Source organism: Streptomyces sp. NPDC057307 (genome assembly GCF_042667665.1).
Lineage (GTDB): Bacteria > Actinomycetota > Actinomycetes > Streptomycetales > Streptomycetaceae > Streptomyces.
Genome location: NZ_JBHUZM010000108.1, coordinates 1 through 26849, shown reverse-complemented (window position 1 = coordinate 26849; position 26849 = coordinate 1). Strand labels below are relative to the sequence as shown.

27 protein-coding genes and 1 pseudogene are annotated in these 26849 nt (G+C 73.3%); 6 read left to right on the top strand and 22 right to left on the bottom strand.

Going from position 1 to position 26849, the window contains the following annotated elements:
* Window positions 1-172: 172 nt before the first annotated feature.
* The 4 genes and pseudogenes from ACFUN8_RS28220 to hisI form a co-directional block, all read right to left on the bottom strand.
* Window positions 173-412, bottom strand: a pseudogene (locus ACFUN8_RS28220) (HGxxPAAW family protein); the annotation flags it as partial.
* A 131-nt stretch (window positions 413-543) separates the two neighbouring features.
* Window positions 544-1227, bottom strand: a complete 684-nt coding sequence (locus ACFUN8_RS28215) for a TIGR02234 family membrane protein (protein ID WP_383643334.1) — start codon at window positions 1225-1227, stop codon at window positions 544-546.
* Window positions 1228-1279: 52 nt separating this feature from the next.
* Window positions 1280-2770, bottom strand: a complete 1491-nt coding sequence (locus tag ACFUN8_RS28210) for an anthranilate synthase component I (protein WP_383643331.1) — start codon at window positions 2768-2770, stop codon at window positions 1280-1282.
* An 11-nt stretch (window positions 2771-2781) separates the two neighbouring features.
* Window positions 2782-3183, bottom strand: coding sequence for a phosphoribosyl-AMP cyclohydrolase (gene hisI / locus ACFUN8_RS28205; protein ID WP_383643328.1), 402 nt, complete (start codon window positions 3181-3183; stop codon window positions 2782-2784).
* An 85-nt stretch (window positions 3184-3268) separates the two neighbouring features.
* Here hisI and ACFUN8_RS28200 point away from each other — a divergent pair, with 85 nt between their 5' ends.
* Window positions 3269-3901 carry a TIGR03085 family metal-binding protein gene (locus tag ACFUN8_RS28200; RefSeq protein WP_383643325.1) on the top strand — a complete coding sequence of 211 codons (633 nt, stop codon included), beginning with the start codon at window positions 3269-3271 and terminating at the stop codon, window positions 3899-3901.
* Window positions 3902-3922: 21 nt separating this feature from the next.
* On the opposite strand, the gene ACFUN8_RS28195 is transcribed toward ACFUN8_RS28200, so the two are convergent.
* From ACFUN8_RS28195 to hisD, 14 genes are all read right to left on the bottom strand, one after another.
* A complete protein-coding gene (locus tag ACFUN8_RS28195) occupies window positions 3923-5254 on the bottom strand; it encodes an MFS transporter (protein WP_383643322.1) in 1332 nt (443 codons plus the stop codon).
* A gap of 19 nt (window positions 5255-5273) precedes the next feature.
* Entirely contained in the window at window positions 5274-5468 is a 195-nt protein-coding gene (locus ACFUN8_RS28190; protein ID WP_383643319.1) for a hypothetical protein, read from the bottom strand.
* Window positions 5469-5536: 68 nt separating this feature from the next.
* Window positions 5537-6124, bottom strand: a complete 588-nt coding sequence (locus ACFUN8_RS28185) for an ArsR/SmtB family transcription factor (RefSeq protein ID WP_383643316.1) — start codon at window positions 6122-6124, stop codon at window positions 5537-5539.
* 101 nt (window positions 6125-6225) lie between these two features.
* Window positions 6226-7617, bottom strand: a complete 1392-nt coding sequence (locus ACFUN8_RS28180; protein WP_383643313.1) for a PucR family transcriptional regulator — start codon at window positions 7615-7617, stop codon at window positions 6226-6228.
* A gap of 105 nt (window positions 7618-7722) precedes the next feature.
* Window positions 7723-10503: an AAA family ATPase gene (locus ACFUN8_RS28175; RefSeq protein WP_383643310.1), complete on the bottom strand. Its 2781-nt coding sequence runs from the start codon at window positions 10501-10503 to the stop codon at window positions 7723-7725.
* Between the two features lie 241 nt (window positions 10504-10744).
* Window positions 10745-11704, bottom strand: coding sequence for an alpha/beta hydrolase family protein (locus ACFUN8_RS28170; RefSeq protein WP_383643307.1), 960 nt, complete (start codon window positions 11702-11704; stop codon window positions 10745-10747).
* Between the two features lie 219 nt (window positions 11705-11923).
* On the bottom strand, window positions 11924-12679 hold the full coding sequence (gene hisF, locus ACFUN8_RS28165) for an imidazole glycerol phosphate synthase subunit HisF (protein ID WP_382568545.1): 756 nt from the start codon (window positions 12677-12679) through the stop codon (window positions 11924-11926).
* Entirely contained in the window at window positions 12676-13110 is a 435-nt protein-coding gene (locus ACFUN8_RS28160) for a RidA family protein (protein ID WP_383643303.1), read from the bottom strand. Before ACFUN8_RS28160 ends, hisF begins: the two co-directional genes overlap by 4 nt.
* Window positions 13107-13832 (bottom strand): bifunctional 1-(5-phosphoribosyl)-5-((5-phosphoribosylamino)methylideneamino)imidazole-4-carboxamide isomerase/phosphoribosylanthranilate isomerase PriA, encoded by a 726-nt coding sequence (priA, locus tag ACFUN8_RS28155; RefSeq protein WP_383643340.1) that lies wholly within the window; start codon window positions 13830-13832, stop codon window positions 13107-13109. The genes ACFUN8_RS28160 and priA overlap by 4 nt, the downstream gene beginning before the upstream one ends.
* A 26-nt stretch (window positions 13833-13858) precedes the next feature.
* On the bottom strand, window positions 13859-14494 hold the full coding sequence (gene hisH, locus ACFUN8_RS28150; protein WP_383643300.1) for an imidazole glycerol phosphate synthase subunit HisH: 636 nt from the start codon (window positions 14492-14494) through the stop codon (window positions 13859-13861).
* Complete coding sequence (locus tag ACFUN8_RS28145; protein WP_023542407.1) at window positions 14491-14658, bottom strand: hypothetical protein; 168 nt, start codon at window positions 14656-14658, stop codon at window positions 14491-14493. Before ACFUN8_RS28145 ends, hisH begins: the two co-directional genes overlap by 4 nt.
* 65 nt (window positions 14659-14723) lie before the next feature.
* Window positions 14724-15317, bottom strand: coding sequence for an imidazoleglycerol-phosphate dehydratase HisB (gene hisB, locus ACFUN8_RS28140; RefSeq protein ID WP_383643297.1), 594 nt, complete (start codon window positions 15315-15317; stop codon window positions 14724-14726).
* The gene (locus tag ACFUN8_RS28135; protein ID WP_383643294.1) at window positions 15314-16423 is read right to left on the bottom strand and encodes a histidinol-phosphate transaminase; all 1110 of its coding nucleotides are present in this window, start codon (window positions 16421-16423) and stop codon (window positions 15314-15316) included. The genes hisB and ACFUN8_RS28135 overlap by 4 nt, the downstream gene beginning before the upstream one ends.
* Entirely contained in the window at window positions 16420-17775 is a 1356-nt protein-coding gene (hisD, locus tag ACFUN8_RS28130) for a histidinol dehydrogenase (RefSeq protein ID WP_383643291.1), read from the bottom strand. The genes ACFUN8_RS28135 and hisD overlap by 4 nt, the downstream gene beginning before the upstream one ends.
* A 251-nt stretch (window positions 17776-18026) precedes the next feature.
* Here hisD and ACFUN8_RS28125 point away from each other — a divergent pair, with 251 nt between their 5' ends.
* The 4 genes from ACFUN8_RS28125 to ybaK all read left to right on the top strand — a co-directional run bounded on the left by ACFUN8_RS28125 (window position 18027) and on the right by ybaK (window position 22100).
* On the top strand, window positions 18027-19655 hold the full coding sequence (locus ACFUN8_RS28125) for an oxidoreductase (protein WP_383643288.1): 1629 nt from the start codon (window positions 18027-18029) through the stop codon (window positions 19653-19655).
* A gap of 114 nt (window positions 19656-19769) precedes the next feature.
* Window positions 19770-20798 (top strand): hypothetical protein, encoded by a 1029-nt coding sequence (locus ACFUN8_RS28120; protein ID WP_383643285.1) that lies wholly within the window; start codon window positions 19770-19772, stop codon window positions 20796-20798.
* A 5-nt stretch (window positions 20799-20803) separates the two neighbouring features.
* Complete coding sequence (locus ACFUN8_RS28115) at window positions 20804-21544, top strand: LON peptidase substrate-binding domain-containing protein (protein WP_383643282.1); 741 nt, start codon at window positions 20804-20806, stop codon at window positions 21542-21544.
* A gap of 49 nt (window positions 21545-21593) precedes the next feature.
* A complete protein-coding gene (gene ybaK, locus ACFUN8_RS28110; RefSeq protein ID WP_383643279.1) occupies window positions 21594-22100 on the top strand; it encodes a Cys-tRNA(Pro) deacylase in 507 nt (168 codons plus the stop codon).
* 49 nt (window positions 22101-22149) lie between these two features.
* Here ybaK and ACFUN8_RS28105 read toward each other — a convergent pair whose 3' ends face one another.
* From ACFUN8_RS28105 to ACFUN8_RS28090, 4 genes are all read right to left on the bottom strand, one after another.
* Window positions 22150-22833: an ABC transporter permease gene (locus ACFUN8_RS28105; RefSeq protein WP_383643277.1), complete on the bottom strand. Its 684-nt coding sequence runs from the start codon at window positions 22831-22833 to the stop codon at window positions 22150-22152.
* A gap of 34 nt (window positions 22834-22867) precedes the next feature.
* Window positions 22868-23710, bottom strand: a complete 843-nt coding sequence (locus ACFUN8_RS28100; RefSeq protein ID WP_382568522.1) for an ABC transporter permease — start codon at window positions 23708-23710, stop codon at window positions 22868-22870.
* Between the two features lie 238 nt (window positions 23711-23948).
* A complete protein-coding gene (locus ACFUN8_RS28095; RefSeq protein WP_383643337.1) occupies window positions 23949-24920 on the bottom strand; it encodes an ABC transporter ATP-binding protein in 972 nt (323 codons plus the stop codon).
* A 103-nt stretch (window positions 24921-25023) separates the two neighbouring features.
* Window positions 25024-26388 (bottom strand): NYN domain-containing protein, encoded by a 1365-nt coding sequence (locus ACFUN8_RS28090; RefSeq protein ID WP_383643273.1) that lies wholly within the window; start codon window positions 26386-26388, stop codon window positions 25024-25026.
* Window positions 26389-26624: 236 nt separating this feature from the next.
* Here ACFUN8_RS28090 and ACFUN8_RS28085 point away from each other — a divergent pair, with 236 nt between their 5' ends.
* On the top strand, window positions 26625-26801 hold the full coding sequence (locus ACFUN8_RS28085; protein ID WP_383643271.1) for a hypothetical protein: 177 nt from the start codon (window positions 26625-26627) through the stop codon (window positions 26799-26801).
* Window positions 26802-26849: the final 48 nt, after the last annotated feature.

Genomic DNA, 26849 nt, shown 5'->3' with positions numbered 1-26849 from the left:
GTCACGGTGCGGGACCGGGTCCGCGGGCCGCCGGCGGGCGGTGTCGCGAGGATCCGGTCAGACGGGCCGGTTACGCGGTCTGGCTCGCCGGCTGGGGCTCCGCCTGGACCTGGGGCTGTCCGGTGGGGTGGCCCTCGCCACGCTCGCGGGCCTCGCGCTCCGCGCGGTCCAGGGACGCACGCACGGCCTCCGCACGGGCCTCCTTCGCCGCCTCGGACTCCTTGACCACGCCGAGACCCGCGGCCCTCATGGCCAGGCCGACGACGGCACCGAGGGGGATGACCGCCAGGCCGGCGACGACACCGAGGGGGTCGGCCGCGACCACGAAGACGCCCGCGATGCAGAAGCCGATGACAATGATGGTGGCACCGGTCCAGGCGGCCGGGGTGTGTCCGTGGTTGCTGCCCGCCATGATTCGCTCCTCGTTCGCTGATCTGCTGCTGTGGCGCCGGCATCGCGCGCCGGGTGAGCCGGACGCTCACCGTTCATTGTCCCGCACCGGTCGGCGTTCCCCTCCACGGGGTCACGACCGCGGCCGGCGGGCTAACTCGTCGGATCCTCGCCCCGGTCCAGGGCCTTCCAGAGGTCCTCGGGGCGGTCGGGATCCACGGCGGGCCCGGTGGCTCCGGCGCGCCGGGCGGTCGGCCTGCGGACGCGGGCGGCGCGCGGGGTGCCGTCGCGCTCGTAGCGGCCCGACATGGTCGGCCAGTGTGATCCGTACCGCAGGGCCAGCAGCCCGGCGAGCAGGATCAGCAGGCCGCCGACGGCCGTCACGTAGGGCCAGGCGGTGTGGGTGAGGGCGCCGATGGTCGCGGCGGTGTCGCCCGTCGTACGCGCGGCCTTGTCGTCGAGCGCGGCGCTGTCGGTCGCGCCGACGAGGGCGGCGGCGGTCGCGCCCGCGCCGCTGAGGGCGAGCAGCGCGGAGACCAGCAGCCGGCCGGCCGTACGGACGGCGAAGACGGCGACGAGGGCGGCGAGGCCGACGACGGCGAGCGCGGCGGGGACGCCGGTGACGTCACGGCCTCCGGCGTCGAGCGACACGCTGCCGCCCGCCACCACGGCGCTGCCCTCGGCCCAGGTCTGGCCGGAGGCGATCAGCACCACGGCGGAGCCGGCCGCGCCGAGGAGAAGGGCGACGCCGAGACTTCGGCCGGCCCGCCTTCTCGTGGCGTCCGCCGCGGTCTCGGAGCGGGGCTGGGGAATGGGTACGGCTGTCACCCGTCCCACTATCCCCTACCGGCCCCGGCCACCTCGGACGGGCCTCCCCCGGGCTGCCTCCTCAGGAGGTGGACAGCCGGTTCGCGGTGTGCACGGCGCGCAGTACCGCGGCCGCCTTGTTGCGGCACTCGGTGTCCTCGGCGACGGGGTCGGAGTCGGCGACGACGCCCGCGCCCGCCTGGACGTACGCGGTGCCGTCCCGGAGCAGGGCCGTACGGATGGCGATGGCGGTGTCGGAGTCGCCGGCGAAGTCGAGATACCCGACGCAGCCTCCGTACAGACCCCGCCGCGAGGGCTCCAGTTCGTCGATGATCTGGAGGGCGCGCGGCTTCGGGGCGCCGGAGAGTGTGCCGGCGGGGAAGCAGGCGGTCAGGACGTCGAAGGCGGTACGTCCTTCGGCGACGCGGCCGGTGACGGTCGAGACGATGTGCATGACGTGCGAGTAGCGCTCGACGGACATGAAGTCGACGACCTCGACGGTGCCGGGTTCGCAGACCCGTCCCAGGTCGTTGCGGCCGAGGTCGACCAGCATCAGATGCTCGGCGCGCTCCTTGGGGTCGGCGAGCAGTTCGTCGGCGAGGGCCTGGTCGTCGTGCGGGGTGGCGCCGCGCGGGCGGGTACCGGCGATGGGGTGGACCATCGCGTGCCCGTCCTCGACCTTGACCAGGGCCTCGGGGCTGGAGCCGACGACGTCGAAGCCGTCGAAGCGGAAGAGATACATGTACGGGCTCGGGTTCGTGGCGCGCAGCACCCGGTAGACGTCGAGCGCGCTCGCCTCGCAGGGGGTCTCGAAGCGTTGCGAGGGGACGACCTGGAACGCCTCGCCCGCCCTGATGCGCTCCTTGATGTCCTCGACGGCCTCCTGGAAGGCCACGCCGCCCCACAGCGCGGTGTACGGCGGCAGTTCGGACGGCGGCAGCGCGGTGGGCACGCTGTCCACGGGGCGGGTCAGGTCGCGTTCCATGGCGTCGAGCCGGGCGACGGCGTCCGCGTACGCCTCGTCGACGCCCGTGTCGAGGTCGTTGTGGTTGATCGCGTTGGCGATGAGCAGGACGGTGCCCGAGCGGTGGTCCAGGACGGCCAGGTCGGAGGTGAGCAGCATCGTCAGCTCGGGCAGGTGGAGATCGTCGCGCGCGTGGTCGCCGATCTTCTTCTCCAGCCGGCGGACGACGTCGAAGCCGAGATAGCCGACCATGCCGCCGGTGAAGGGCGGCAGGTCGCCCTCGCGGTCGTGCGGGGTGTGCAGGGCCTCCACCGTGGCGCGCAGGGCGGTCAGCGGGTCGCCGTCGACGGGGACGCCGACGGGCGGGGTGCCGAGCCAGTGGGTGTGCCCGTCGCGCTCGGTGAGGGTGGCGGCGGACCGTACCCCGATGAAGGAGTAGCGCGACCAGGAGCGGCCGTTCTCGGCGGATTCGAGGAGGAAGGTCCCCGGGCGTTCGGCGGCGAGTTTGCGGTAGAGACCGACCGGGGTGTCGCCGTCCGCGAGAAGCCTGCGGCCGACCGGGATGACACGGCGGTCGACCGCCAGCTTGCGGAAGGTGTCGAGATCCATGGCAGCGGAGCCTAGTCGGCCGCGGGGCCGGTCCCGGACGTCGGCGGCAGGATCACGTCGGCGTCGAAGCAGGTCCGGTCACCGGTGTGACAGGCGGCGCCCACCTGGTCGACCTTGAGCAGGACCGTGTCGGCGTCGCAGTCGAGCGCGACGGACCTGACGTGCTGTACGTGGCCGGAGGTGTCGCCCTTGACCCAGTACTCACGGCGGCTGCGGGACCAGTAGGTGCCGCGGCCGGTGGTGAGGGTGCGGTGCAGGGCCTCGTCGTCCATCCAGCCGAGCATCAGCACCTCGCCGGTGTCGTACTGCTGGACGACGGCCGGAATCAGCCCGTCGGTGCCGCGCTTGAGCCGGGCGGCGATGGCGGGGTCGAGGCCACTGGTGGGGCCTGAGCCCTCGGTCGCGCTGGTCATGGGGTCCATTGTGCCGCGACCGTCCCGCCCCGGGCCCCGGACGTCCACTGGGCGGACGGCGCGCGGCGGTCGTACGCTGGCAGGTATGTCGACCCATGCAAAGCGTGAACGACTTCTGCTCGCCGACCTGTTGGAGTCGTCGGGACCCGACGCCCCGACCTTGTGCGACGGCTGGACCGCCCGGGATCTCGCGGCGCACGTGGTGGTGCGCGAGCGCCGCCCGGACGCGGCGGGCGGACAGCTCATCGGCCCGCTCAGGAACCGGCTGGAGCGGGTGCAGGGCGAGTATGTGGCGAAGCCGTACGAGGAGCTGATCCAGCTCATCCGTACCGGGCCGCCGCGTATGTCGCCCTTCGGGATCAAGCAGTTCGACGAGGCCGCGAACACCGTGGAGTACTACATCCACGCGGAGGACGTACGGCGGGCACAGCCCGACTGGACGCCCCGCGAACTGGACAAGGTCTTCTCGAACGCGCTGTGGGCGCGGCTGGAGAAGGGCGCCCGGATGATGGGCCGCAAGTCGCCGGTGGGTCTGGTGCTGCGGCGTCCGGACGGTCAGACCGCGGTGGCGCACAAGGGCTCTCCGGTGGTGACGGTGACCGGGGAGCCGAGCGAGCTGCTGCTCTTCGTCTTCGGGCGGCAGGACGCGGCACGGGTGGACGTGGAAGGCGACAAGGAAGCGGTCGACAGGGTCCAGCGGGCGAAGCTCGGGATGTAGCGGGCCCGCCGGCCGGTCTGTTCAGCCGCCGGGCAGTTCGGCGCGGCGGAGCCGGGCGAACGCCAGGCCCAGCGCGCCGCCCGCCGCGCAGACCACGGCGCTGACGACGAAGACCGGGCCGGTGCCCCGGAGTCCGACGGCGGCGCCGGTCACCGGGTAGCTGAGCGGCGCGATGCCGAGGGTGAAGAGGGTGGACACGGAGGTCACCCGGCCGAGGTAGCCGGGCTCGGTGACCGTCTGGGTCAGCGCCCCGCACAGTCCGCCGCCGAGCCCGGCCAGCAGCCCGACGAAGAGGCCCGCCACGGCGGCGAGGCCGACGGTGGGTACGAAGGGTATGGCGCCGATCGCGAGGGCTCCGGCGACGACGGACAGACACAGGACGAGTCCCGCGCGCGGGAGGCGCCCGCGCACCGCCAGGAGCAGGGAGGCGGCCCCGGCGCCGACGCCGAAGGCGCCCACGATCCAGCCCATGCCACCGGCGCCCCAGCCCCGGTCCTGGGCGAGCAGGACGAGGCCGATGTTGAGCGGGCCGACGAAGCCCAGCTCGCTGAGGGCGATGACGAGCATCAGCGGGCCCAGGACGCGGTGGCGGCGGATGTAGCGCAGCCCGTCGGTGAGTTCGCGCCGGACGCCGGGGCTCGCGGTGGGTTCCGGGGTGCCTTCCGCGCCGCCTTCTACTGATGCCGCGTTGTCGTGCGGCCGTCGTTGGGGCTGGGGCAGGGGTGTCATCCGTACGGCGATGAGCAGCACCAGCGACACCGCGAAGAGCGCGCCCGCCGTGGCGAACGCCGCCGCCGAGCCGCCGAGCGCGACCAGGAGCCCGCCGAGCGGCGCCCCGGTCACATTGGCGACCCGCGCCGCGAGACCGCGCAGTCCCTGGACCCTGGCGAGCTGGCCGGGGCCGGTGATCCGTGGCGGCAGGGCGCCGACCGCGGGCAGGAACAGGGCGTCCACGACGCCGAAGACCAGAGCCACCGCGATCAGCAGCCAGAGGCCGGGCGCGGCGAGGACCAGGACGGCGGCGACGGCCAGGATCACCAGGCAGCGCGCGGCGTCGCTGCCGATGACGACACGGCGCGGGCCCCACCGGTCGGCGAGGACTCCCCCGCCGAGCATCAGCAGGGCCCGTGGCACGGCGCCGACGGCCAGCACGAGGCCGGCCTGGGTGGGGCTGCCGGAACGGGCGGCGGCCCAGGCCAGCGCCATGTAGTACACGCTGTCGCCGACCATCGACATGGTGTACGCGGCGAGCCAGCGCAGGACGTTCGCGTCGCGGTGGGCGGGCCGCCCGGGCGCCGGCGTCACAGTGACGGCGGTGGCGGCGGTGGCGGTGGCGGTCGGGAGCACGGTCATGAGCGGCGTGGACCTTCCGTCAGGCGATACGGGCGTGGCGTACCCGCGGGCGGTGTACGAGGCGCAGGCCCAGGTCGACCAGGAACCAGCCCAGCAGGCGGCGCAGGTGACCGGGGGTGCGTGCCCCCGCGCGGGACAGCCGGAACCGGTCCGCCTCCGTACGGAGTTCGGCGGCGCGCAGGTCGTGCAGCCGGAGGTGTACGTCGGTGTGCATGGCGTGGGCTCCTTCCGGAGTGGAGGTGTGGAGGTGTGGAGGTGCAGGGATGCGGGGGTGCGGGCGGGCTACTGGCGGAACGGGAATCCGTAGATGTGCAGCGCGACGTTCTCGCGTCCTTCGGTGTCGCCGGCGGCCTGTTCGGCCCGCGCGGCGTCCGTGTGCCGCTTGATCAGCTCGTGCATCTCCCGGCTCAGCCCGGCCAGTTCCTCGTGCGTGAACGGGCCGAGGAACTCGCTGCTGAAGGCGGCGCTGCGCCACTCCGGCGCCCAGGCCGACTGGGCGTCGAGGTAGCTCCGGTAGAGGTCCGAGCGCTGCTCGAACGACAACCGGCCGATGGCGGCGTGCGTGGCGACCTTCTCGGGTGCGTCGCGGAAGTCCTCGTCCCGGAAGCTCAGCCCCTCGGACGCCGTCCGCCACCAGCGTTCCCGCCCGTCCTTGCCCTGCTGCGGTGCCTCCTCGATCAGGCCGTGGTCGGCGAGCTTGCGCAGGTGGTAGCTGACGAGCGAGACGGCCTCGTCGACCTGCTCGGCGAGCTGTGACGCGGTGGCCGTACGGGAGACGAAGAGCGCGCGGTAGAGCCGCATCCGCAAGGGATGGCCGAACGCCTTCAGCGTCGCCAGGTCGTCGATTCTGCGGGGGTCGTTGGCTGCCATACCCACCAGCGTAGATACACAAGGAAAGTTGCGCAATATTGGTTGCGCAATAAATCCTGCGGACTTGGCGATGGCAGGCACGTGCCCGGAGCCAGGGGCTGTCAGATGTCGAGCAGTCGCCCGGCCGCGAGCGCGAGGGAGATCTCGACCATGTCGGCGGGCCGCGCCAGTGAGCGGCCGGTCAGCTGCTCGAAGCGGCGCAGCCGGTTGAGGACGGTGTTGCGGTGGCAGTAGAGCCGGGCCCCGGCGCGCTGCGCGGAGCCGTCCGCCTCCAGCCAGGCCCTGAGCGTGTCCACCAGCAGCTCGCGGTCGGCCGGGTCGAGCCGGTCCAGCGGACCGAGCACCCGTTCGGCGAGGGCGGCGCCCAGCCGGGACGAGGAGACGACCAGCGCGGCGGGCAGATGCTCGTCGAGCAGCACGACGCCGCCGTCGCGCGGGCAGGCGCGCAGCGCGGTCTCGGCGAGACCGCGCGCCTCGCCGAGGGCGGCGAGCCCGGTGACGGCGGAGCCGATCCCGACGCGCACACCGGGAGGCGCCGTCAACTCGGCCGCGAGGGCGGCCAGTTCATGGTCCGGGCGGCGAGCGCCCTCGTACCCGGGCTCGTTCGCCAGCAGGACGACCGTGTGCTCGATGTCCCGCGACATGTGCCGCAGCGCGCGCGTCCCCGGCGGCAGTCCCACCACCGGCGCCGCGACGCCCGCGCCGGACACGGACACGGGCGCGAGTGCGGACACGGGCGCGGTCGCGGACGCGCACACCACGACGTAACGCCCTTCCTCGGGCAGCTCCAGCATCGCCGCGGCGTCGTGGATGTCGGCGATGCGCGCGGTGCCGTCGAGGAGGGCCGCGACCGTCAGCCGCTGCCGGTTCTCGCGGCGCCAGGCGAGCCGGCGCTCCGTGGCCCGGTACGCGTCGGCGACGAGGCCGCAGTGCTCGTCCACGAAGCTCCAGACGTCGGCGGCGACATGGACGAGCAGCCGGATGTCCTCGGGGCGGCGCCGGGTGGTCTCGTCCACGAGGCCCTGCCACACCAGCGCGCCGCCGAGCCGGAAGGCGTGCAGCAACGCGTCGAGCGGCAGGCCCCGTTCGGCCCGGCACTCGCCGATCCGCCACGACAGCCGGCAGGCGGCCTCGCGTGATTCCCGGGGCCGGATCAGGGATTCGACGCTGAGCCGCAGCGAGCGGTTGGCCTCCTGCCAGATCTCGGCGGCGTCGGCCTCGATCGCCGCCCGGTAGGCCGGTTCCTTCTCACGCAGCGCGGCGACCAGCCGGTGCGTCAGCCCGGGGAGGTCGTCCATGAGCGCCTGTGCGGCCCGGTGCAGTACGGCGACGGCCTCGGCGTCCACGAGTGAGCGGGGGCGCCGGGACGAAACGGAGGACGTGACGGTGGACGTGACGCTCGACGCTCCGGAGGTCACGACCGGAGCCGTGCTCGGCGCCGTGCCGGGAGACGCGTGCGGCGCCCGGACCCGCGAGCGGATGACATGCGGCATGGCGGCCTCCACCGGGAGTCGGTTCGCTCCGGCGCGGCGGAGTGCGGCCGACCCCGCGCCGGATCTTCCTGACGCCCGCAGAATGACATACCGCCCGGTCGGTACCTAGGGGTTCGCCGCATTCTCCTCATCACGGTCCAGCAAACGCGCCAGTTCCGTCCGTGAACGCACCCCCAACACCGCGAAGACATTGCGCAGATGGTGGTCGACCGTTCGCGGGCTCACCGAAAGCCGCACCGCCACCTCCCGGTTGGTCGCGCCCTCCGCCACGCACCGGGCCACGCGCCGCTGTTGGGCGGTCAGCAGGTCCACCGGCCCCGCACCGGCCACCGACTCGCCGGCGGCCCGCAGTTCACCGCCCGCCCGCTCGGCCCAGACCCGGGCGCCGCACCGCTCGAACGCGACGAGCGCGTCCCGCAGCGGGTCGCGGGCCTCGCGGGTCCTGCGCCGCCGCCGCAGCCACTGGCCGTACAGCAGCTCCGTACGGGCGCGTTCGAAGTCGCCGCCCGACCGGGCGTGGTGGGCGAGCGCCTCCTCGTAACGGGCGGCCGCTTCCCCCGGAGGGGCCAGCAGCGCCTGGATGCGGGCCAGTTGGGCCGGGGCCTGCGGGTCGGCGGTCCACGCCGTCCACTCCGTGAACTCCTCGACCAGGGCGCGCGCCTCCTCCCCCCGGCCCGCCAGGACCGCGGCCTCCACGAAGCACGGCACGGCGAGCATCCGGGCCGCGAAGTGGCCGCGCCTGGGCCCCGTGAGCACCAGCGGGGCGAGCCGCGCGGCCGCCCGGGTGTGCCGGCCGGCGGCCAGATCCGCGCGGGCCACCGCCCAGGTGGCGAGCGTGGCGGCCTGCCCGAGACCGTGCGGCCCGGCGTCGGCCGCGGCCGACGCCGCGTGCTCCGCGCAGGCGGCGGCGTCGCCTTCCACGGAGGCCGCCAGGGCGAGTACGGCGCGCAGCGCGGCGGCGGCGTTGCACTGCCCCAGCCGGTCGGCGGCGCGCAGCCCCTCGTACGCGTGGACGCGGGCCGACGCGTGGCGGCCGGCCCGCAGTTCGCCGTACGCCAGGTGCTCCAGGGCCTGCGGGAGCAGCGCCTCGGGGCCATGGGCACGTACGGCGGCCAGTGCCCGCGCGCCGGCCCGGCAGGCGGCGTCGACCTCGCCGAGGACGAGGGCGGCGATGCCCGAGCGCAGCAGGGCCGCGGGGTCGCCGGTGCGGTCGTCCGTGTCGAGGCAGCCGCGCAGCAGCGCGTGCCCCTCGTCCGTACGGCCGCGGAGTACGGCGCAGACGCCCGCGCGGAAGCGGTCGAGCGCCGGATCCGGCGGCGGATCCGCCGCCGTACCGAGGGCGGGTTCGCGCGGCCGGCGTTCGGGGTGCGGTGCGATCCGGTCCATGGCGTGGAGATAGCCGGGCACGTCGCCGGTGAGCCAGGCGGCCTCGGCCGCGCCGAGCAGGGCGCCGACGGCGCGCGCCGTGTCGTGCGGCGCGAGCAGTTCGGCGGCGGTGAGCAGGGCCGCCCCGGCGTCGGCGACGGGCCCGTCGCGCAGGGCGATCAGGCCGCGTACGTAGTGGGCGCGGCCGGGCGCGGGGTCGGCGCGCACCCGGGTCAGCAGCGCGCGGGCGCGGCCCGGATCACCGGCGAGCCAGGCGTGCTCGGCGGCGGCGGCGAACCGCTCGCCGCGCAGGGCCTCGTCGGTGGACAGGACGGCGGACCGGGTGAGAGCGGCGGCGCGGTCGGCGTGCGGGCGGGGCGGTCCCGCCGCGCGGGCCAGGGCCTCGGCGAGCGCCGGGTCGTGTCCGGTGGCCGCGCAGGCGCGCTGGAGGAGTCTGGGCAGCGTCCGGTGCGGTCCGTCGAGCACCGTGGCCAGGAGGCGGTGCACGGCCCGGCGGCGGGCGAGGGGGGCGCGGCGCAGCAGAGCCCGGCGCAGCAGTGGCTGCGTGAAGTGGACGCGGTCGCCGTCGATCCGTACCGCGCCCAGCGTCTCGGCCGGGCTCAGCCGACCGGGGTCGACCCCGGCGAGCTGTCCGGCGCGCAGCAGGACGGTGGTGTCCGCGCCGGTGCCCTCGGGTTCGTGTTCCTCGGCGGCCGCCGCGAACAGCAGGAGCAGCCGGGTGTCGTCGGGCAGCCCGTCGATGTGCGCGGCGTAGGCGTCGAGCAGGCTCTCGCCGCCGCTCAGCGGCTGGGGCAGCGCGCCCCGGCCCGCCAGTTGGTCCTCGGTCAGCCGGCCGGTGAGCGCGGTGAGCAGCCGGGGGTTGCCGGCGGCCTCGCGCAGCAGTTCCTCGCGTACGCCGGGATCGGCCCGGCCGTCGGTCAGCCGGTCGAGCAGGGCGCGGGTCGCGGTCCGGTCGAGGGGGCCGAGGCGGAGCGCGGGCAGCGCGGTGAAGTCCCGTTCTCCGGCGTGCTGTTCGGCGGCGGTGAGCAGTACGGCGACCTTGCGGGCGGGGGTCAGCCGGCGGACGGCGAAGGCGAGCGCGGCTCTCGACGCGGCGTCCCAGGCGTGCGCGTCGTCGACGCAGACCAGCAGGGGGCGCGGTGCGGCGAGGGTCGTCAGGAGGTCGAGCAGCGCGGTGGGGGCGGTGTCGGGGCGCGAGGTGCCGGTGGCGGGCGGGGGCGGCGGTCCCGGCGCCGAGCAGAGGAGGGTGTGCAATCCGCTGTAGGGCAGCAGGCGTTCGGCGGGGGCGGCGGTGGCGTGCAGCAGGACCGGGCCGTTCTCGCCCAGGGTGTCGAGGGTGTGGCGCAGGAGCGCGGTGCGGCCGAGTCCGGGCGCGCCGGTCAGGACGAGGGTGCCGCCGCGGCCGGTCCTCAGCCGGGTCAGCAGCGTTTCCAGGATGGTGAGTTCACCGCTGCGGCCGTACAGCCGGAGCGGACTGCGAACGGTCGTCGATGGGGTCACGTCCGGCACGTTACTGCCGCGTAACCAAGCCCGGAAGGCTCGCGTCCACGGCCGCCGCACGGGTCGGCCGGTGCTGGGCGGCGACCCAGCGGGCGGGCCCCCGCACTGTGCACAGGCACAGTGCGGGGGCCGCGATCACGTACGGGACTGGGCCCTGTCTTCAAAGTCCCGCCTGGCCTGCGGGCGGACGGCGCTACTTTGAAGACAGGTCCTGGGCCGGCGTACCGGAACGACGACGGGGTCAGCCGAGCGGGCAGCTCCCCCGGTACTCCTCGATGGTGAGGCTGGGCCGGGGCAGCGGGCACAGGAACTGCTCGTAGCGGGTGTCGTCGTCGATGAACCGCTTCAGCCACGAGAGGCTGTACTTGCCGATCGTGGTGTTGGACGAGTTGGGCGTGAGGTGGCTGGCGCCGTTGAGTTCCAGATACGCCTTGTCGAGCGAGCCGGGCAGTGACTCGTAGAACGGTTCCGAGTGCGTGGCGACGGGGGCGATCGTGTCGCCGTCGGCCCCGACGACCAGGGTGGGTGTCCGCAGCTCGGGCCAGGACTTGTCGGTGTTCCAGCCGGTCAGCGGGATCGCCGCCTTCAGCGACGTACGGCTCTTGGCGGCCTCCAGCGTGCCTCCGCCGCCCATCGAGTGGCCCATGACGCCGAGCCGCGCGGCGTCGATGCGGGTGCGGACCGTGCTTCGCTGTGTCAAGTAGTCGAGTGCGGCGAGGAGTTGACTGCCCCGGCTGGCCGGCTGGTCGAGGGTGGTGAGTGTGTCGATGGTGAAGACGACGAAGCCCTGCGAGGCGAGTCTGGGACCGAGCCAGGCCATGCTGGACTGGGTGGCGGTGAAGCCGGGGGCGACGGCCACCGCGCCGAACGTGCCGTCCGCCGTGGACGTCGGGTAGTAGATGGTGCCGCCGCCGAAGCCGCTGACGCCGAGTGAGGAGACGCTGGTCTGCGAGACGGCGTAGGAGCCGCGTGCCGCCTCGACGCTGGAGTTGGTCGGGGCGGGGCCGCGCTCGTAGGGGTTGGCCGCGGCTGCCTCGGGGGCGGCGGGGGCCGCCTGGGCTCCGGGGACGAGCCCGCCGAACAGGGCGGCGGTCGCGGCGCCGGCGGTCACGGCGACGCTCCAGACACGGGCGCGGGAGCGGGAACGGGAAGGTGCGCGGCTGCGGCCCGCCGAGCTGTCGCCGGTGGAGAGTTGCTGCACGAGGGGGGTCCTCTCGGTGGGGGCGGCCTCCACCCTCGTACGAGGACCGGGCCCGTCGTCCTGGGCCACGCCCCCGCCGGATGGCGGCCGCCGTACTGGCTGACGGAGACCACATTCCCGCCGCCAACCCCCTTCGCGCATCGGCGAGTTCGCCGGTGTTGACGCGCACTGCCCCGGAACGGTCCGTTCCGGGGCAGTGGACGTGGGTACGGGAACGGCTCAGCGCACCGGGTGCCCGGCCTCCCGCAGCGCCTTCTTCACCTGGGAGATCCGCAGATCGCCGAAGTGGAAGACGGAAGCGGCGAGTACGGCGTCCGCGCCCGCCTCGACGGCCGGCGGGAAGTGCGCGAGGCTGCCGGCGCCGCCCGAGGCGATGACGGGGACGGTGACGTGCCGGCGCACGGCCGCGATCATCTCCGTGTCGTAGCCGTCCTTGGTGCCGTCCGCGTCCATCGAGTTGAGCAGGATCTCCCCGGCGCCCAGTTCGGCCGCGCGGTGCGCCCACTCCACGGCGTCGATGCCGGTGCCCCGGCGCCCGCCGTGCGTGGTGACCTCGAAGGTGCCCTCGGGCGTACGCCGCGCGTCGACCGACAGGACGAGCACCTGGCGGCCGAAGCGCTCGGCGATCTCCCGGATGAGGTCGGGGCGTTCGATGGCGGCCGTGTTGACGCCGACCTTGTCGGCGCCCGCCCGCAGCAGCTTGTCGACGTCCTCGGGGGTACGGACACCGCCGCCGACCGTGAGCGGGATGAAGACCTGCTCGGCGGTGCGGCGCACCACGTCGTACGTCGTCTCGCGGTCCCCCGACGAGGCGGTGATGTCGAGGAAGGTCAACTCGTCGGCGCCCTCGGCGTCGTACAGCCTGGCCATCTCGACGGGGTCACCGGCGTCGCGCAGATTCTGGAAGTTGACGCCCTTGACGACCCGGCCGTTGTCCACGTCCAGGCAGGGGATGACTCGGACGGCGAGGCTCATGCCGGGCCTCCGGAGGGCGCGCGGAAGGCTTCCAGTTCGATCTCGACGACCAGGCTCGGGTCGATGAGGCCGGCGACGACGACCATCGTGGCCGCGGGCCGTACGGCGCCGAACACCTCCTTGTGGGCGCGCCCGACGTCGTCCGCGTCCCCGGCGTGCGTCACGTACATCCGAGTGCGTACGACGTGTTCGGCGCCGAGGCCGAGGTCGTTCAGCGCCTTGACGCCGACGCCGAAGGCGGTGACGGCCTGCTCGTACGGGCCGCCCTCGGCGATCCGCCCGTCGACCACCGAGGTGCAGCCGGAGACGAGGACGACGCCGGTGGGCAGTTGGACGGCGCGGGAGTAGCCGTAGGCGTCCTCCCAAAGACCGTCCGAGGCGATGCGGCGTACGCCGTCCGACTCGTACGTGTGCTTCGGCGCGTCGCTCATCGGGACACCTCCACGAGCGCCTCTTCCAGGGTGAACGCCTTCGCGTACAGGGCCTTGCCGATGATCGCGCCCTCGACGCCCTCGGGCACCAGCGCGGCGATCGCGCGCAGGTCGGCGAGCGAGGAGACGCCGCCGGAGGCGACGACCGGCCGGTCGGTGGCCGCGCACACACTCTTCAGCAGCTCCAGATTGGGCCCCTGGAGCGTGCCGTCCTTGGCGATGTCGGTGACGACGTACCGCGCGCAGCCCTCCTTGTCGAGGCGTGCCAGCGTCTCCCAGAGGTCGCCGCCCTCGCTGGTCCAGCCGCGCCCGCGCAGTGTCGTACCGCGTACGTCGAGGCCGATCGCGATCCTGTCGCCGTGCTCGGCGATGGCCTTGGCCGCCCACTCGGGGGTCTCCAGCGCCGCCGTACCGAGGTTGACGCGGGTGCAGCCGGTGGCGAGGGCGGCGGCGAGCGAGGCGTCGTCGCGGATGCCGCCGGACAGCTCGACCTTGATGTCCATGACGCCGGTGATGCCGGCGACGAGGTCCCTGTTGTCGCCGGTGCCGAACGCCGCGTCGAGGTCCACGAGATGCAGCCACTCGGCGCCCGCCCGCTGCCAGGCGAGTGCGGCTTCCAGCGGTGAGCCGTAGGAGGTCTCGGATCCCGATTCGCCGTGGACGAGCCGTACGGCCCGGCCGTCGCGTACGTCGACGGCGGGAAGGAGTTCGAGGCTCGTCACGGAGGACGAGGGGGGTGTGCCGGACATCAGAAGGTTCCGATCCAGTTGGACAGCAGCTGGGCTCCGGCGTCGCCGGACTTCTCGGGGTGGAACTGCGTGGCCCACAGTGCACCGTTCTCCACGGCGGCCACGAACGGCTCGCCGTGCCGGGACCAGGTGACCTTCGGGGCGCGGATCTTGGGGTTGGTGACTTCGAGGGACCAGTCGTGAACGGCGTACGAGTGCACGAAGTAGTAGCGCTCACCGGCGTCGAGCCCGGCGAAGAGCAGGCTGTCCGCCGGGGCCTCGACGGTGTTCCAGCCCATGTGGGGGACGGTCGGGGCGGTGAGCGGCCCCACCGTGCCCGGCCATTCGTCGAGACCCTCGGTCTCCACGCCGTGCTCGATGCCGCGCTCGAAGAGGATCTGCATACCGACGCAGATGCCCAGTACGGGGCGTCCGCCCGCCAGTCGGCGGCCAACGATCCAGTCGCCGCGCGCCGAGCGGAGCCCTTCCATGCAGGCGGAGAAGGCGCCGACGCCGGGCACGATCAGCCCGTCGGCGTTCATGGCCTTGTCGAAGTCACGGGTGATCTCGACCTCGGCCCCGGCGCGGGCGACGGCGCGCTCGGCGGAGCGGACGTTGCCGAAGCCGTAGTCGAGGACGACGACGTTCTTGGTCATTCCCAGAGTCCTTGGATACGGAGGATGCCGGCGACGAGGCAGAGGGCGGAGCAGATGCCGAGCAGGACGATGACGCCCGTGGGCTGCTTCTGTTTCGCGAAGGAGTAGACGCCGCCGGCCAGGAACAGGCCGAGGACGATGAGGATGGTGTTGAGGCCGGTCATGGGGTTAGAGGGCGCCCTTCGTGGACGGGAGGACGATGAGGATGGTGTTGAGACCGGTCATGGGGTTAGAGCGCGCCCTTCGTGGACGGGAGGATGCCGACGGCGCGAGGGTCGCGTTCGCTCGCGTACCGCAGCGCGCGGGCGAGGGCCTTGAACTGGCACTCGACGATGTGGTGCGCGTTGCGCCCGTACGGGACGTGCACGTGCAGCGCGATCTGCGCCTGGGCGACGAACGACTCCAGGATGTGCCGGGTCATCGTCGTGTCGTAGCCGCCGATCATCGGCGCCATCGTCTCCGGCTCGGTGTGCACCAGGTACGGGCGGCCGGAGAGGTCCACGGTGACCTGGGCGAGCGATTCGTCCAGCGGGACGGTGCAGTTGCCGAAGCGGTAGATGCCGACCTTGTCGCCGAGCGCCTGCTTGAAGGCGGCGCCGAGGGCGAGGGCGGTGTCCTCGATGGTGTGGTGCGAGTCGATGTGCAGATCGCCCTCGGTCTTGACCGTCAGGTCGAACAGGCCGTGCCTGCCGAGCTGGTCAAGCATGTGGTCGTAGAAGCCGACGCCCGTCGACACCTCGACCTTGCCCGTGCCGTCGAGGTCCAGCTCGACGACGACCGAGGTCTCCTTGGTCGTTCGTTCCACGCGGCCGATACGGCTCATGCGCTCTGCTCCTTCGTCAATTTACGTACCGCGTCGAGGAACGCGTCGTTCTCGGACGGGGTGCCCGCCGTGACCCGCAGCCGGCCGGGGACGCCGTTGTCGCGTACGAGGACGCCCTGGTCGAGGATCGTCCGCCACGCCTCGTGCGCGTCGTCGAAGCGGCCGAACTGGACGAAGTTGGCGTCCGACTCGGTGACGTCGAAGCCCATCGCCCGCAGTTCGGTGACCAGCCGGTCCCGCTCGGTCTTGAGCTGTTCGACATATCCGAGCAGCGTATCGGTGTGCTCCAGCGCGGCGAGCGCGGTGGCCTGGGTGACGGCGGACAGGTGGTACGGCAGGCGTACCAGCTGCACCGCGTCGACCACGGCGGGGTCGGCGGCCAGATAGCCGAGGCGCAGTCCGGCGGCGCCGAACGCCTTGGACATCGTGCGGGACACGACGAGGTTCGGCCGGCCCGCGAGCAGCGGCAGCAGCGTGGGGTGGTGGCTGAACTCGACGTACGCCTCGTCCACGACGACCAGCGACGGCCGGGCGGCCTGCGCCGCGTCGTACAGCCGCAGGACGGTCGCGGCGTCGACGGCGCTGCCGGTGGGGTTGTTGGGGGTGGTGATGAAGACGACGTGGGGGCGGTGCTCCGTGACGGCCCGCTCGGCGGCGGCCACGTCGATGGTGAAGTCCTCGTTGCGGGGGCCGGACACCCAGCCGGTGCTGGTGCCGCGCGCGATGAGGTGGTGCATGGAGTACGAGGGCTCGAAGCCGATCGCGGTGCGGCCGGGGCCGCCGAAGGTCTGGAGCAGCTGCTGGATGACCTCGTTGGAGCCGTTGGCCGCCCAGACGTTGGCGGCGGTCAGCGGGAGGTCGCCGGCGGTGCGGCGCAGATAGGCGGCCAGTTCGGTGCGCAGTTCCACCGCGTCCCGGTCGGGATAGCGGTTGAGGCCGCGCGCGGCCTCGCGGACCCGCTCGGTGATCCGCTCGACGAGCGGTTCGGGCAGCGGGTACGGGTTCTCGTTGGTGTTGAGGTGGACGGGGACGTCCAACTGGGGCGCACCGTAGGGGGACTTGCCGCGCAGTTCGTCGCGTACGGGAAGGTCGTCGATGCCGGTCACGCGCCCTCCCCGGCGGACTGCCGCGCCTGGGGCAGTTTCCAGCCGAAACGTGCCTTGACGGCGGCGCCGTGCGCGGGCAGGTCCTCGGCCTCGGCGAGGGTCACGACGTGGTGCGCGACGTCGGCGAGCGCGTCGCGGGTGTAGTCCACGATGTGGATGCCGCGCAGGAAGGACTGGACGGACAGCCCGGAGGAGTGACAGGCGCAACCGCCGGTCGGCAGGACGTGGTTGGAGCCGGCGCAGTAGTCGCCGAGCGAGACCGGCGCGTACGGCCCCACGAAGATCGCGCCCGCGTTGCGGACCCGGGCGGCGACGGCGGCGGCGTCGGCGGTCTGCACCTCCAGGTGTTCGGCGCCGTACGCGTCGACCACCCGCAGGCCCTCCTCGATGCCGTCGACCAGCACGATCGCGGACTGCTTGCCCGACAGGGCGGGGGTGATCCGCTCCTCGACGTGCTTGGTGGCGGCGGTCTGCGGGACCAGTTCCTTCTCGACGGCGTCGGCCAGTTCGGCCGAGTCGGTGACGAGGACGGCGGCGGCCAGCGGGTCGTGCTCGGCCTGGCTGATCAGGTCGGAGGCGACGTGCACCGGATCGGCGGTCGCGTCCGCGAGGACGGCGATCTCGGTCGGGCCGGCCTCGGTGTCGATGCCGATACGGCCGGCGAAGTAGCGCTTGGCGGCGGTGACCCAGATGTTGCCGGGGCCGGTGACCATGTCGGCGGGCAGGCAGCCGTCGGGCCCGGTCGTGCCGTACGCGAACATCGCGACGGCCTGGGCGCCGCCGACCGCGTACACCTCGTCGACGCCGAGCAGCGCGCAGGCGGCGAGGATCGTGGGGTGCGGCAGACCGTCGAACTCCACCTGCGGAGGTGAGGCGAGCGCGATCGAGCCGACGCCCGCCTCCTGCGCCGGGACCACGTTCATGATCACGGACGACGGGTACACGGCCCGGCCGCCGGGCGCGTAGAGGCCGACGCGGCCGACCGGCACCCACTTCTCGGTCACCGTGCCGCCGGGCACGACCTGGGTGGTGTGCTCGGAGCGGCGCTGGGCGCGGTGGACGATACGGGCCCGGCGGATCGACTCCTCCAGCGCGGCCCGTACGGCGGGATCCAGGGCCGCCAGGGCCTCGCCGAGCGCTTCGACGGGGACCCGTACCCGGTCCAGCGTGACGCCGTCGAACTTCGCCGCGTAGTCGATCAGCGCCGCCGTGCCGCGATGGCGCACGTCCTCGCAGATGGGCCGCACCTTCTCCAGGGCGGCAGCCACGTCGAACTCGGCACGGGGCAGCAGGCCGCGCAGTGCGCCGCCCTCGGGGAGGGCGTCGCCGCGCAGATCGATTCGTGAGATCACGCGGTCAATTCTCGCAGACCGGATATCGCCGCCGGTCGCCCGTATCACTGGCTGATATGAGCCCTGAATGTCACTCACGGCTACTAACGTTGACGATCGGCGTTCATTCGGTCACTCAGAGGGAAGAACATTCGTACGACTTCACAACAGGAGCCCCGCCCGGCGACGACTGCCCGGGCGTCACACGACGACAGGCACACGACGACCACGCACAGCGACAGGCACGGCGAACGGGGAAGCGAGGCGCGGCAGTGTCCGAGCCGCAGGACGACGAAGCTCCGGACTGGCTCTCCGCCACAGAACTCGGCATGTGGCAGGCCTTCCGGAACGGCAGCACCTACGACCTGAGCGTGCCGAGTCCACTGCTCAACGATCCGGCCGCGGCCGGCCCCTGGGGCGAGCACCGCAGTGTGCGCGCCCGGGTGGTCGCGCTGCTGCTGCTCAGCGGCCCCTCGGCGCGTCCCGGCCGGGTCGCCGCCCTCAAGCTGCGCGGGGCGTACATCAGCGGGTCGCTGGATCTCGCGGGCGGCAATGTCGAGCCGTATGTGGAGCTGACCTTCTGCCGCTTCGAGCGGGAAGTGGTGCTGCCGGAGTGCCACTTCACCACCCTGCGGCTGGTGGGCTGTGTGATCCCGCGCCTGGAGGCCGCCCGGCTGCGCACGGAGGGCGATCTGCATCTGCCGCGCTGCCAGGTCGCGCGCGGTATCCGGCTGACCGACGCGCACATCGGCACGGACCTGCTGATCAGCCAGATATCCGTCCGTCCCGACAGCAACAGCCGGTCGATAGCCGCCGACGGGATGTCGGTGGGGCAGGATCTCCAGGCCGAACAGATGGAGACGCACGGCGAGTTCAGCCTGCGCGGTTCGACGGTCGGGGGCTCGCTGATGCTGCGCGGCAGCCGGCTGCGCGCGGCGGGCCAGCGCCGCGCGCTCAACGCGCCGCAGCTGACGGTGGAGCGCTCGCTCTACATGACGGGCGCCGTCGTGAGCAGCGCGACGGGCCACGCCAACTCCACGCCGCCGTACGGCACGGTCTACACCGGGAGCACCGGCGGCACGGGCAGTACCGCGACGCTGCCGCCGGGCACCGAGATCCGGCGCTTCGAGTGCTACGGCGGGGTCCGCCTGGACGACGGGCGGGTCGGCGACTCGATCGACTTCCACCAGGCGCGTTTCCTGATGGCGGCCGGCGAGGAGCTGTCGCTGCGCCGGATCACCGCGACCGAGCTGCGCTTCCAGTGCGAGCGCCCGCTGGAGGGCCGGGTCGTGCTGAACGGCGCGAAGATCACGACGCTGATGGACCTGTCCACGAGCTGGCCGGGCCCCGGTGGTCTGGCGATGGGCGGTTTCGCCTACGAGAACGTGGTGCCGTCCGGCCATTTCCCGCTGGACCGGCGGCTGGAGTGGCTGGACTCGGCGACCCCGGAGTACTCGCCGGAGCCGTACGAACGCCTCGCGCAGGTGATGCGCAACAGCGGCGAGGACGCCGACGCGCGGGAGGTGCTGCTGGCCAAGCAGCGCAGACGGCGCGAGACGCTGCCGCTGGCGGCGAAGACCTGGGGGTACATCCAGGACTGGACGGTGGCGTACGGCTACCGGCCGGGCCGGGCCGCGCTGTGGATGGCGATGCTGTGGGCGGCGGGCACGTTCGCCTTCGCGCGGAACGCGCCGGAGCCGCTGAAGGGCGAGGAGCACCCGGCGTGGAATCCGGCCCTGTATGTGCTGGATCTGCTGGTGCCGGTGATCAATCTCGGCCAGGACGGGCACTGGCGGACGGAGGGCGGCTGGCAGTGGCTGTCGGCCGCGATGGTCCTGCTCGGCTGGATCCTCGCCACAACTGTCGCAGCAGGTGCCACACGTCTCCTGCGCCGCGGCTGACACAGCGTCCGACCATCTTTCTTTGCCGTCCCTTGACCCCCCGGAAGACAACCTTTCACCCACCACCAAAACTTCACATATGCCCTCTGGCGCCCCTGCGACCTGCGGTTTTCAATGGTCCGCACCATGTCATTGATTCGCGCACTGATCAGTACCGCGCGCATGCTCCGGCACACCCCGCGGCTCGCCGACGGGCTTCCGCCGGACGATGCGGTACTGCTCGACGCCCCCGACGACCGGCTCGCCCCGGCGCTCGTCTCGGCCGCCCTCGGCGAGTACGAGCAGGCGGCGAAGCTGCTGGCGACCACGCGCGAATCAGCCGAGTGGGAGAACCGCGACCGCTATGTGATGCGGCTCGCCGCCTTCGCCCACAACCGAGACGAATGGCTGGGCCACTGGCTCGCCGCCGCCCCGCACGACCCGGACGCGCTGGTCGTCAAGGCCGAGCTGGGGGTGCGCAGGGCCTGGGAGTCCCCGGCCCGCGTCGAGCTGCTGCGCGAGCTGGGCCCGCTGATCGGCTCGGCGGCCGAGGGGGACCCGCGCGACCCGGTGCCGTGGCGGATCGCCCTGGACCACGCGCGCGGCACGCACGCGGGCCACGAGGCGTTCGAGACGCTGTGGGGCGAGGCGGTGCGCCGCTCCTCGCACCACTACGGGTGCCATGTCGCGGCGCTGCAGTACCTCTCCGCCCAGTGGCACGGCTCGCACGAGGAGTGCTTCGACTTCGCCGAGCAGGCCGCCGAGGACGCGCTGCCGGGCTCGCTCGTGAAGGCGCTTCCGATGCGGGCCGCCTTCAGCCGGCTGGTGGGCGGCGATCCCGCATCCGTGACGACGGACCGGATCGACGCGGCCTGCGACGAGGCGATCCGGCTCTCCTCCCTGTACGCGGTGGGCGACCCCTGGCCGGCGGAGGTACGCAATCTGCTGGCGTACGTGCTGGTCGGACGGCACCGGTGGGACGCGGCACTGGAGCAGTTCCGGCTGATCGGCCCGTACGCGACGTCGTTTCCGTGGACGTCGCTGACCGACGATCCGCTGGGTCAGTTCCTGGAGACACGCGACGGCGTACGCCTCCAGGTGGCCTCCGGGATGCCCTTGTGGAACCGGACAGACAGAGGGCGTCCCCGCGGCCATTACGCTTGAGCGTTGTGACCACCGCACATCTCCCTCTCTTCCCGCTGAACGCGGTGTTGTTCCCGGGCCTCGTCATGCCCCTGAACATCTTCGAGGAGCGGTATCGCGCCATGATGCGCGAGCTGCTCAAGACCGACGAGTCCGAACCGCGACGCTTCGTCGTGGTCGCCATCCGCGACGGGCACGAGGTCGCGCCGACGGCCTCGGGCATGCCCGATCCCACCTCCGTACCGGAACGCGGGCCCGCGGCCGGCTTCGGCGCCGAGCCGCTCAAGTCCTTCCACCAGGTGGGCTGCGTCGCCGACGCGACCACCATCCGCGAACGCCCGGACGGCAGCTTCGAGGTCCTGGCCACCGGCACCAGCCGGGTGCGGCTCCTCTCCGTCGACACCGGCGGGTCCTATCTGACCGCCGAGGTCGAGGACATCGCGGAGGACTCGGGCGAGGGCGCGGGAGCGCTCGCCGAAGGCGTGCTGCGGGCGTTCCGCAGCTACCAGAAACGGCTGGCGGGCGCGCGTGAACGGTCGCTGTCGACCGGCAACGAGCTGCCCGACGAACCGTCCGTGGTCTCGTACCTGGTGGCCGCTGCGGCCGTGCTGGACACCCCGGCGAAGCAGCGGCTGCTCCAGGCGCCGGACACCGTGACACGGCTGCGGGAGGAGCTGAAGCTCCTGAGGGCCGAGACCGCGGTGATCCGGCATCTGCCGTCGCTGCCGGCCGTGGACCTCACCCGGGCCCCGACGAGCCCCAACTGATCTGTTCTTTCCGGCTGTTCGACCCACGCGAGGAACGGGCCCCTTGGCGATGAAGCAGGCGAGGAAGCAGGCGAAGAAGGCCGCGGGCGGCACCCCGGCGACGGTCGCGCTGACGGCGGCGAAGGCCGAGTTCACGCTGCACGCGTACGAGCACGACCCGGCGGCGCCCTCGTACGGCGAGGAGGCCGCGGAGGCGCTGGGGGTGCCGGCGGACCGGGTGTTCAAGACGCTGGTCGCCGACGTCGACGGCGAACTGACCGTGGCGGTCGTCCCGGTCTCCGGCTCGCTGGACCTGAAGGCGCTGGCCGCCGCGGTGGGCGGCAAGCGGGCGGCGATGGCGGACCCGGCGGCGGCGGAGCGCACCACGGGCTATGTACGCGGCGGCATCTCGCCCCTGGGCCAGCGCAAGCGGCTCCGTACGGTGGTCGACTCCTCGGCGCAGGCCCACGCGACGGTCTGCGTCTCGGCGGGCCGCCGCGGCCTGGAGGTGGAGCTGTCCCCGTCGGCCCTGATCTCCCTGACGTCGGCGACGTCGGCGCGGATCGCGAGGGCCTGACAGCCCGCGCGCGCGACGCGTTCGGTCCGGGCCCCGCGGGCGGACGGCGCTACTTCGAAGACACGTCCTGGCGCCCCGCGCCCGGCTCGTCCTCGGGGCCGCCGGGGAGGTACGGCGCGCCGAACGGCACCCACTCCGGATCCGGGTCGCGCGGACCGAACAGGGCCGTCAGCGCCAGGTGTACGACCATCGCCGCCACCGGCCAGGCGAGCAGCGCGCCGCGCGCGTTCAGCTCCAGCGGGGCGTCGAACGTCGCGCCCTGCCCCGCCGCGCGCGCCTGCGTCACCACGTCGTCCGGGCCCAGCCCCCAGCCGATCAGCCAGGCCAGTCCCGACGCGAGCAGCCCGCCGAGCGCCAGTCCCACGACCAGCGGGATGCCGCCGCGCCGGCGGAACAAGAAGACCAGGGCGGCACTGACCACGCCGAATCCCAGGGCCAGCAGCACGAACGTGCCGTCCGCGCCGATCGCCTCCTCGCCCTCCGTGTCCTTCAGGAAGACGGCCGACTCACCGGCGATCAGCGGCACCCGGGGCGACAGCCAGAGCCAGAGAAAACCGAACAGGACACCGGAGACGGCCACGGCGAGCGTCACGACGGCGGCCTGCTTCAGCTCGGTCCTCGTGTCGGGCTCGTCCGCCGCCTCGGCGACGTAGGCGTGGGCTCCCGCGCCCTGCGGCTTCTGCCAGGGATCGTCGTTCGGCGGCTGGTGGGGCGGCGTCAGGGGTGCTGTCACCCCGCCATCGTGCCAGGCATGGCCCGGCCGTGCCTCATCGGACCGCCGCACGCCTGTACGCCCAGGTCGCCACCGCCAGCGACACGACGCCGACGGCCGCGCAGACCGCCAGATCGAGCGCCACGGTGGGCCAGTCGGGATGCCGGTCGAAGCTGCGGGCCAGGGCCTCCACGCCGTACGTGGACGGCAGCAGATCGCGGGCGTACGTGATCGGCCCCGGCAGCCGGTCGGCGGGCAGCACACCGAGCAGCAGCGCGGCGGACATACCGAGCTGCCCGAGCAGTGTGGCCAGCTCCTGGCGGGGCGCGAGGAGGCCCAGCGCCGCGCCGAGACCGGCGAGCGCGGCGCCGGAGAGCGGGATGACGGCGACCAGCACCCAGAGATGGGTGAGCGGCAGATCGAAGAGCAGGCTGCCCGTGACAGCCGTCACGGCGGTGCCGGGCACGGTGAACGAGGCGTACGCGCCGGCCGCGCCCAGCACCACGGCGGCGGGCGGCACGGGCAGCGTCGCGTAGTGGTCGAGGCCGCCGGTCGCCCGCAGCTGCCCGAAGTACTGGGCGAGCAGATTGAGCGCCACGAAGGCGACGACGAGGACGCTCGACCCGGCCACCACGGCCCGCGCCTCGGCGCCGCCGTCGACGACACCGCGCATCAGGATCATGATCCCGACGGACTGGAAGGTCGCGACGAAGAGAAGTGGGATACGGGCGACGCGGGCCCGCGAGAGCTGCGCGCGGTACACGGCGGCCATCGAGGGCAGCAGACGCGCGCGGGGAGCCAGTGGCGCCGGCGCCCCGTCGGCTCCGTCGGTTGCGGCACGGGTGTCCGGGGCTGTCCGGCTCTTCCCGGCGACGGCCTCCGCGGGCACGATGCTCACCTGGCGCTGCTCCTGTTCGGTGCGGACGGACGGGTGCGGGCGCGGCACGTCGGGTACGGCGCCGACCGGGACCAGCGTGTCATACGGCCGGAAGGCGCCGAACGCCCCGTACGGGAGGGCCCGTCCACGTCCGTCGCCCGGACAACGGCGCGGCCCCCGGTGGCGACCGGGCCGGGCCTCGGAGCCGTGGATCCGAAGCCCTCGGCCCGCACGCCGCCGCTCACCCCGTGGCCGTCCCTCACGCCTTCACCAGCCCCGGCACCTGGCCGCCGAGCGCCAGATAGACGTCCTCCAGGCTCGGCGTCGCCAGCGTGAAGTCGTCCAGCGCCGCGAAGGCGGCGCCACCGGTCACCGCCGCGACGGCCGCGCGTGCCTCGTCGGGGGCGAGCCGCAGCACCCAGCGGCGGCCCGACTCCTGCGCGGATCCGCGCAGCGCGGCGACCTCGGGGACGTCGAGCGGGGCGCGCTCGCGCCAGACGAGTTCGAGCCGTACCTCGCCGGCGACCTGTTCCTTGAGTCCGGAGGGGGTGTCACAGGCGATGACCTTGCCCCGGTCGAGCACGGCGACCCGGTCGAGCACCGTCTCGGCCTCGATGACGTTGTGGGTGACGAGCAGCACGGTCGCGCCGCGCTCGGACCGGCGGCGGTCGACCGCCGCCCAGACGGCGCGCCTGGCGACCGGGTCCATGCCGGTGGTGGGCTCGTCCAGGACGAGCACGGGCCGCTCCCCCACCAGCGTGGCGGCGAAGCAGGCCATCCGCCGCTGGCCGCCGGAGAGCTTCTTCAGGGGGCGGCCGGCGAGTTCGGTGAGTCCGAGTTCGGCGAGCACGGCATCGCGCTCGGCGCGCGCCTCAGCCAGGCTGAGCCCGCGCAGCCGGCCCGTGGTCTCGGCGGCGAGCCCGACGGTCAACTCGTCGAGTGCGGTGGACTCCTGGCCGAGATAGCCGATGAGGCGGGAGGCGCGTTCGGGGTGGCGGACGAGGTCGTGTCCGAGAACGTCGACGCTGCCGGAGTCGGGCCGCATGAGTCCGGTGAGCTGGCGTACGAGGGTGGACTTGCCGGCGCCGTTGGGGCCGAGCAGTCCGAAGATCTCGCCGCGCCGCACGTCCAGGGAGATGCCGTCGGTGGCGCGCACCTCGGGTGTCGCCGGGGCCCCACGCCTGCCGCGCGCGGCGGGGTACGTCTTGACCAGCTCCCGTACCGCGCACACCGTACTCACAAGGGTCGAGCCTACGGGGTCCGGCCGCCCCGAAGACGTCCGGGGGCGCCCGGTGGCCCTCGGGGCCGGTCCGTCGGGTGCCCGCGGACAGGGTCTAGTCCGCCGCTCCGTCGGCCTTGGTGGGCGGGTGTTCCGTCCTGACGGGCGGGTGCTCGGTCTTCGTCGGCGGGTGCTCCGTCTTCGTGGGCGGGTGCTCCGCCGCCGCCCGTACGTCGATCTCGCGCCAGAAACCCGCTCTGATCGCGTACCGGTCGTGCTCGTCGATCTGGTCGTCCTTGTGCGCCAGCAGCCCGAAGCGCGCCGCGTATCTCAGCACTTCGCCGTCGATACGGTGCGGGATCCGCGGGTACATCGTGGACAGCTTCTGCACATGGCCGGCCTCCGGCAGCCGCTCCATCCACCGGCGCGCGAACACCTGTCCCACCTCGAACGGGTCGCCGCCGACCGTCGTGATGTCCTCCTCGCGGTCGGCCCAGCGCTGCTCGGCGCTGGTGAGCTGCGCGAGCGTGGGCAGCGACGCGGTCTCGGGCGACTCCCCGAGCTGGCCTCCGGCCCCCGGGCGCTCGACCCAGCCCCGGTCGGACGACCAGCGCAGCGTCGCGTTCGCCGGCGGGGGCGGCGCGGGATGCGGTCCCGGCGTACGCAGCGCGGCCAGGTCCTTGGGGGTGGGGACGCCCTTGCCGCCGGGGGGTGCCGGATGCGCGGTCTCGGGGTCGTGCCCCGGCGCGTGGCCCGGCGCGCGTTCCGTCGTCGGCGGCGCCGTGCCGTTGCGGGCGGACGTGGCCTGTGCCTCCGCCGCCCGTTCGGCGGACGCGGCGAGCGCCGACTCGGGCAGGGGCGCGGAGAGGATGGCCGCGATCTCGGGGCGGGGCACGGGCGGCGGGGCGCAGACGCCGCCGAAGTCCTTGGCGCGGACGGCCTTGGTGATCCAGGCCCGGTCGAGCACCCGGCGTTCGTCCGCCTCGGCCACCAGGTCCTCGGACTGGTTGTAGTCGCCGTCCGCCGCCTGCACCGCCCAGAGGTGCACGGCGACACCGTGTTCCTTGGCGGACATCAGGCCGGGCAGCAGATCACCGTCACCGGTCACCAGGACCACGTCGGAGCAGGCGCGATTTCTGGCCAACTCCGTCAGCTCGGCGTGCATCGCCGCGTCGACGCCCTTCTGCGCCCACCGGCCGTCGCTGCGGGTCAGGGCGCCCAGCCGGACGGTGACACGTGACATGACGCGCAGTCGCCGGTGTTCGGGCTGCGGTACGCGGTCGGGGGCGCCGTCGAACCAGTAGATACGGAGCAGCGGCTGCTCCGTATCGGCCTCGGCGCGCTCGCGCAGACCCTGGATGAGGGCGGCGTGGTCGACGGTGATGCGGGAGCGGGCCGGTTCTCCGGCGAGGAGGCTCGCGGCGGCGCCCAGCAGGTAACCGGCGTCCACCAGGACGACGCAGCGGTCCACGTGTTCCACCCTCTTTCGGGAACGTCGGGATCGGAAGTTACTACGGGTTTCCTTCGAGTCTGCCCGACCGCAACTGGCTTAACGGCCGGAACTGGATCATCGGCGTGGCGTATCCCTTTCGGCTACCCCTACGGACACCGCAACTTCTGCCCGTTACGCTCAGCAATGATCCAAAATGCGGTGGTTCACGGCGTATGTGAATCTGGTCGCGGCCCTGGCCCCAACATCCTTCAGGAGGCAGCACCATGGCCAAGAACAAGAATCGTGACCGCGGCAAGCACCAGGACCGTTCGGCCGCCGAGCGTGGCAACGAGCAGTCCTCGTCCTCCTCGACGGAGACCAGGGCCGAGCAGATACAGGAGCGCGTCACGCCGTCCGACGTCCCCCACAAGGGCCGTGAGAAGCGTTTCGGCCACAACTGACGCGGCCGGCCGCACATGACGAGAGGGGCACGCCCGGATCTCCGGGCG

Bases quoted from the DNA above. Each gene is read 5' to 3' on its own strand.
- ACFUN8_RS28120 (WP_383643285.1), top strand. From the start codon at position 19,770: ATGGTCCGCACCATGTCATTGATTCGCGCACTGATCAGTACCGCGCGC.
- ACFUN8_RS28160 (WP_383643303.1), bottom strand. From the start codon at position 13,110: ATGAGCGACGCGCCGAAGCACACGTACGAGTCGGACGGCGTACGCCGC.
- ACFUN8_RS28210 (WP_383643331.1), bottom strand. From the start codon at position 2,770: ATGGATCTCGACACCTTCCGCAAGCTGGCGGTCGACCGCCGTGTCATC.
- hisI (WP_383643328.1), bottom strand. From the start codon at position 3,183: ATGACCAGCGCGACCGAGGGCTCAGGCCCCACCAGTGGCCTCGACCCC.
- ACFUN8_RS28180 (WP_383643313.1), bottom strand. From the start codon at position 7,617: ATGCCGCATGTCATCCGCTCGCGGGTCCGGGCGCCGCACGCGTCTCCC.
- hisH (WP_383643300.1), bottom strand. From the start codon at position 14,494: ATGACCAAGAACGTCGTCGTCCTCGACTACGGCTTCGGCAACGTCCGC.
- hisF (WP_382568545.1), bottom strand. From the start codon at position 12,679: ATGAGCCTCGCCGTCCGAGTCATCCCCTGCCTGGACGTGGACAACGGC.
- ACFUN8_RS28200 (WP_383643325.1), top strand. From the start codon at position 3,269: ATGTCGACCCATGCAAAGCGTGAACGACTTCTGCTCGCCGACCTGTTG.
- ACFUN8_RS28145 (WP_023542407.1), bottom strand. From the start codon at position 14,658: ATGACCGGCCTCAACACCATCCTCATCGTCCTCGGCCTGTTCCTGGCC.
- ACFUN8_RS28190 (WP_383643319.1), bottom strand. From the start codon at position 5,468: ATGCACACCGACGTACACCTCCGGCTGCACGACCTGCGCGCCGCCGAA.
- ybaK (WP_383643279.1), top strand. From the start codon at position 21,594: ATGAAGCAGGCGAGGAAGCAGGCGAAGAAGGCCGCGGGCGGCACCCCG.
- ACFUN8_RS28185 (WP_383643316.1), bottom strand. From the start codon at position 6,124: ATGGCAGCCAACGACCCCCGCAGAATCGACGACCTGGCGACGCTGAAG.
- hisB (WP_383643297.1), bottom strand. From the start codon at position 15,317: ATGAGCCGTATCGGCCGCGTGGAACGAACGACCAAGGAGACCTCGGTC.
- ACFUN8_RS28195 (WP_383643322.1), bottom strand. From the start codon at position 5,254: ATGACCGTGCTCCCGACCGCCACCGCCACCGCCGCCACCGCCGTCACT.
- ACFUN8_RS28085 (WP_383643271.1), top strand. From the start codon at position 26,625: ATGGCCAAGAACAAGAATCGTGACCGCGGCAAGCACCAGGACCGTTCG.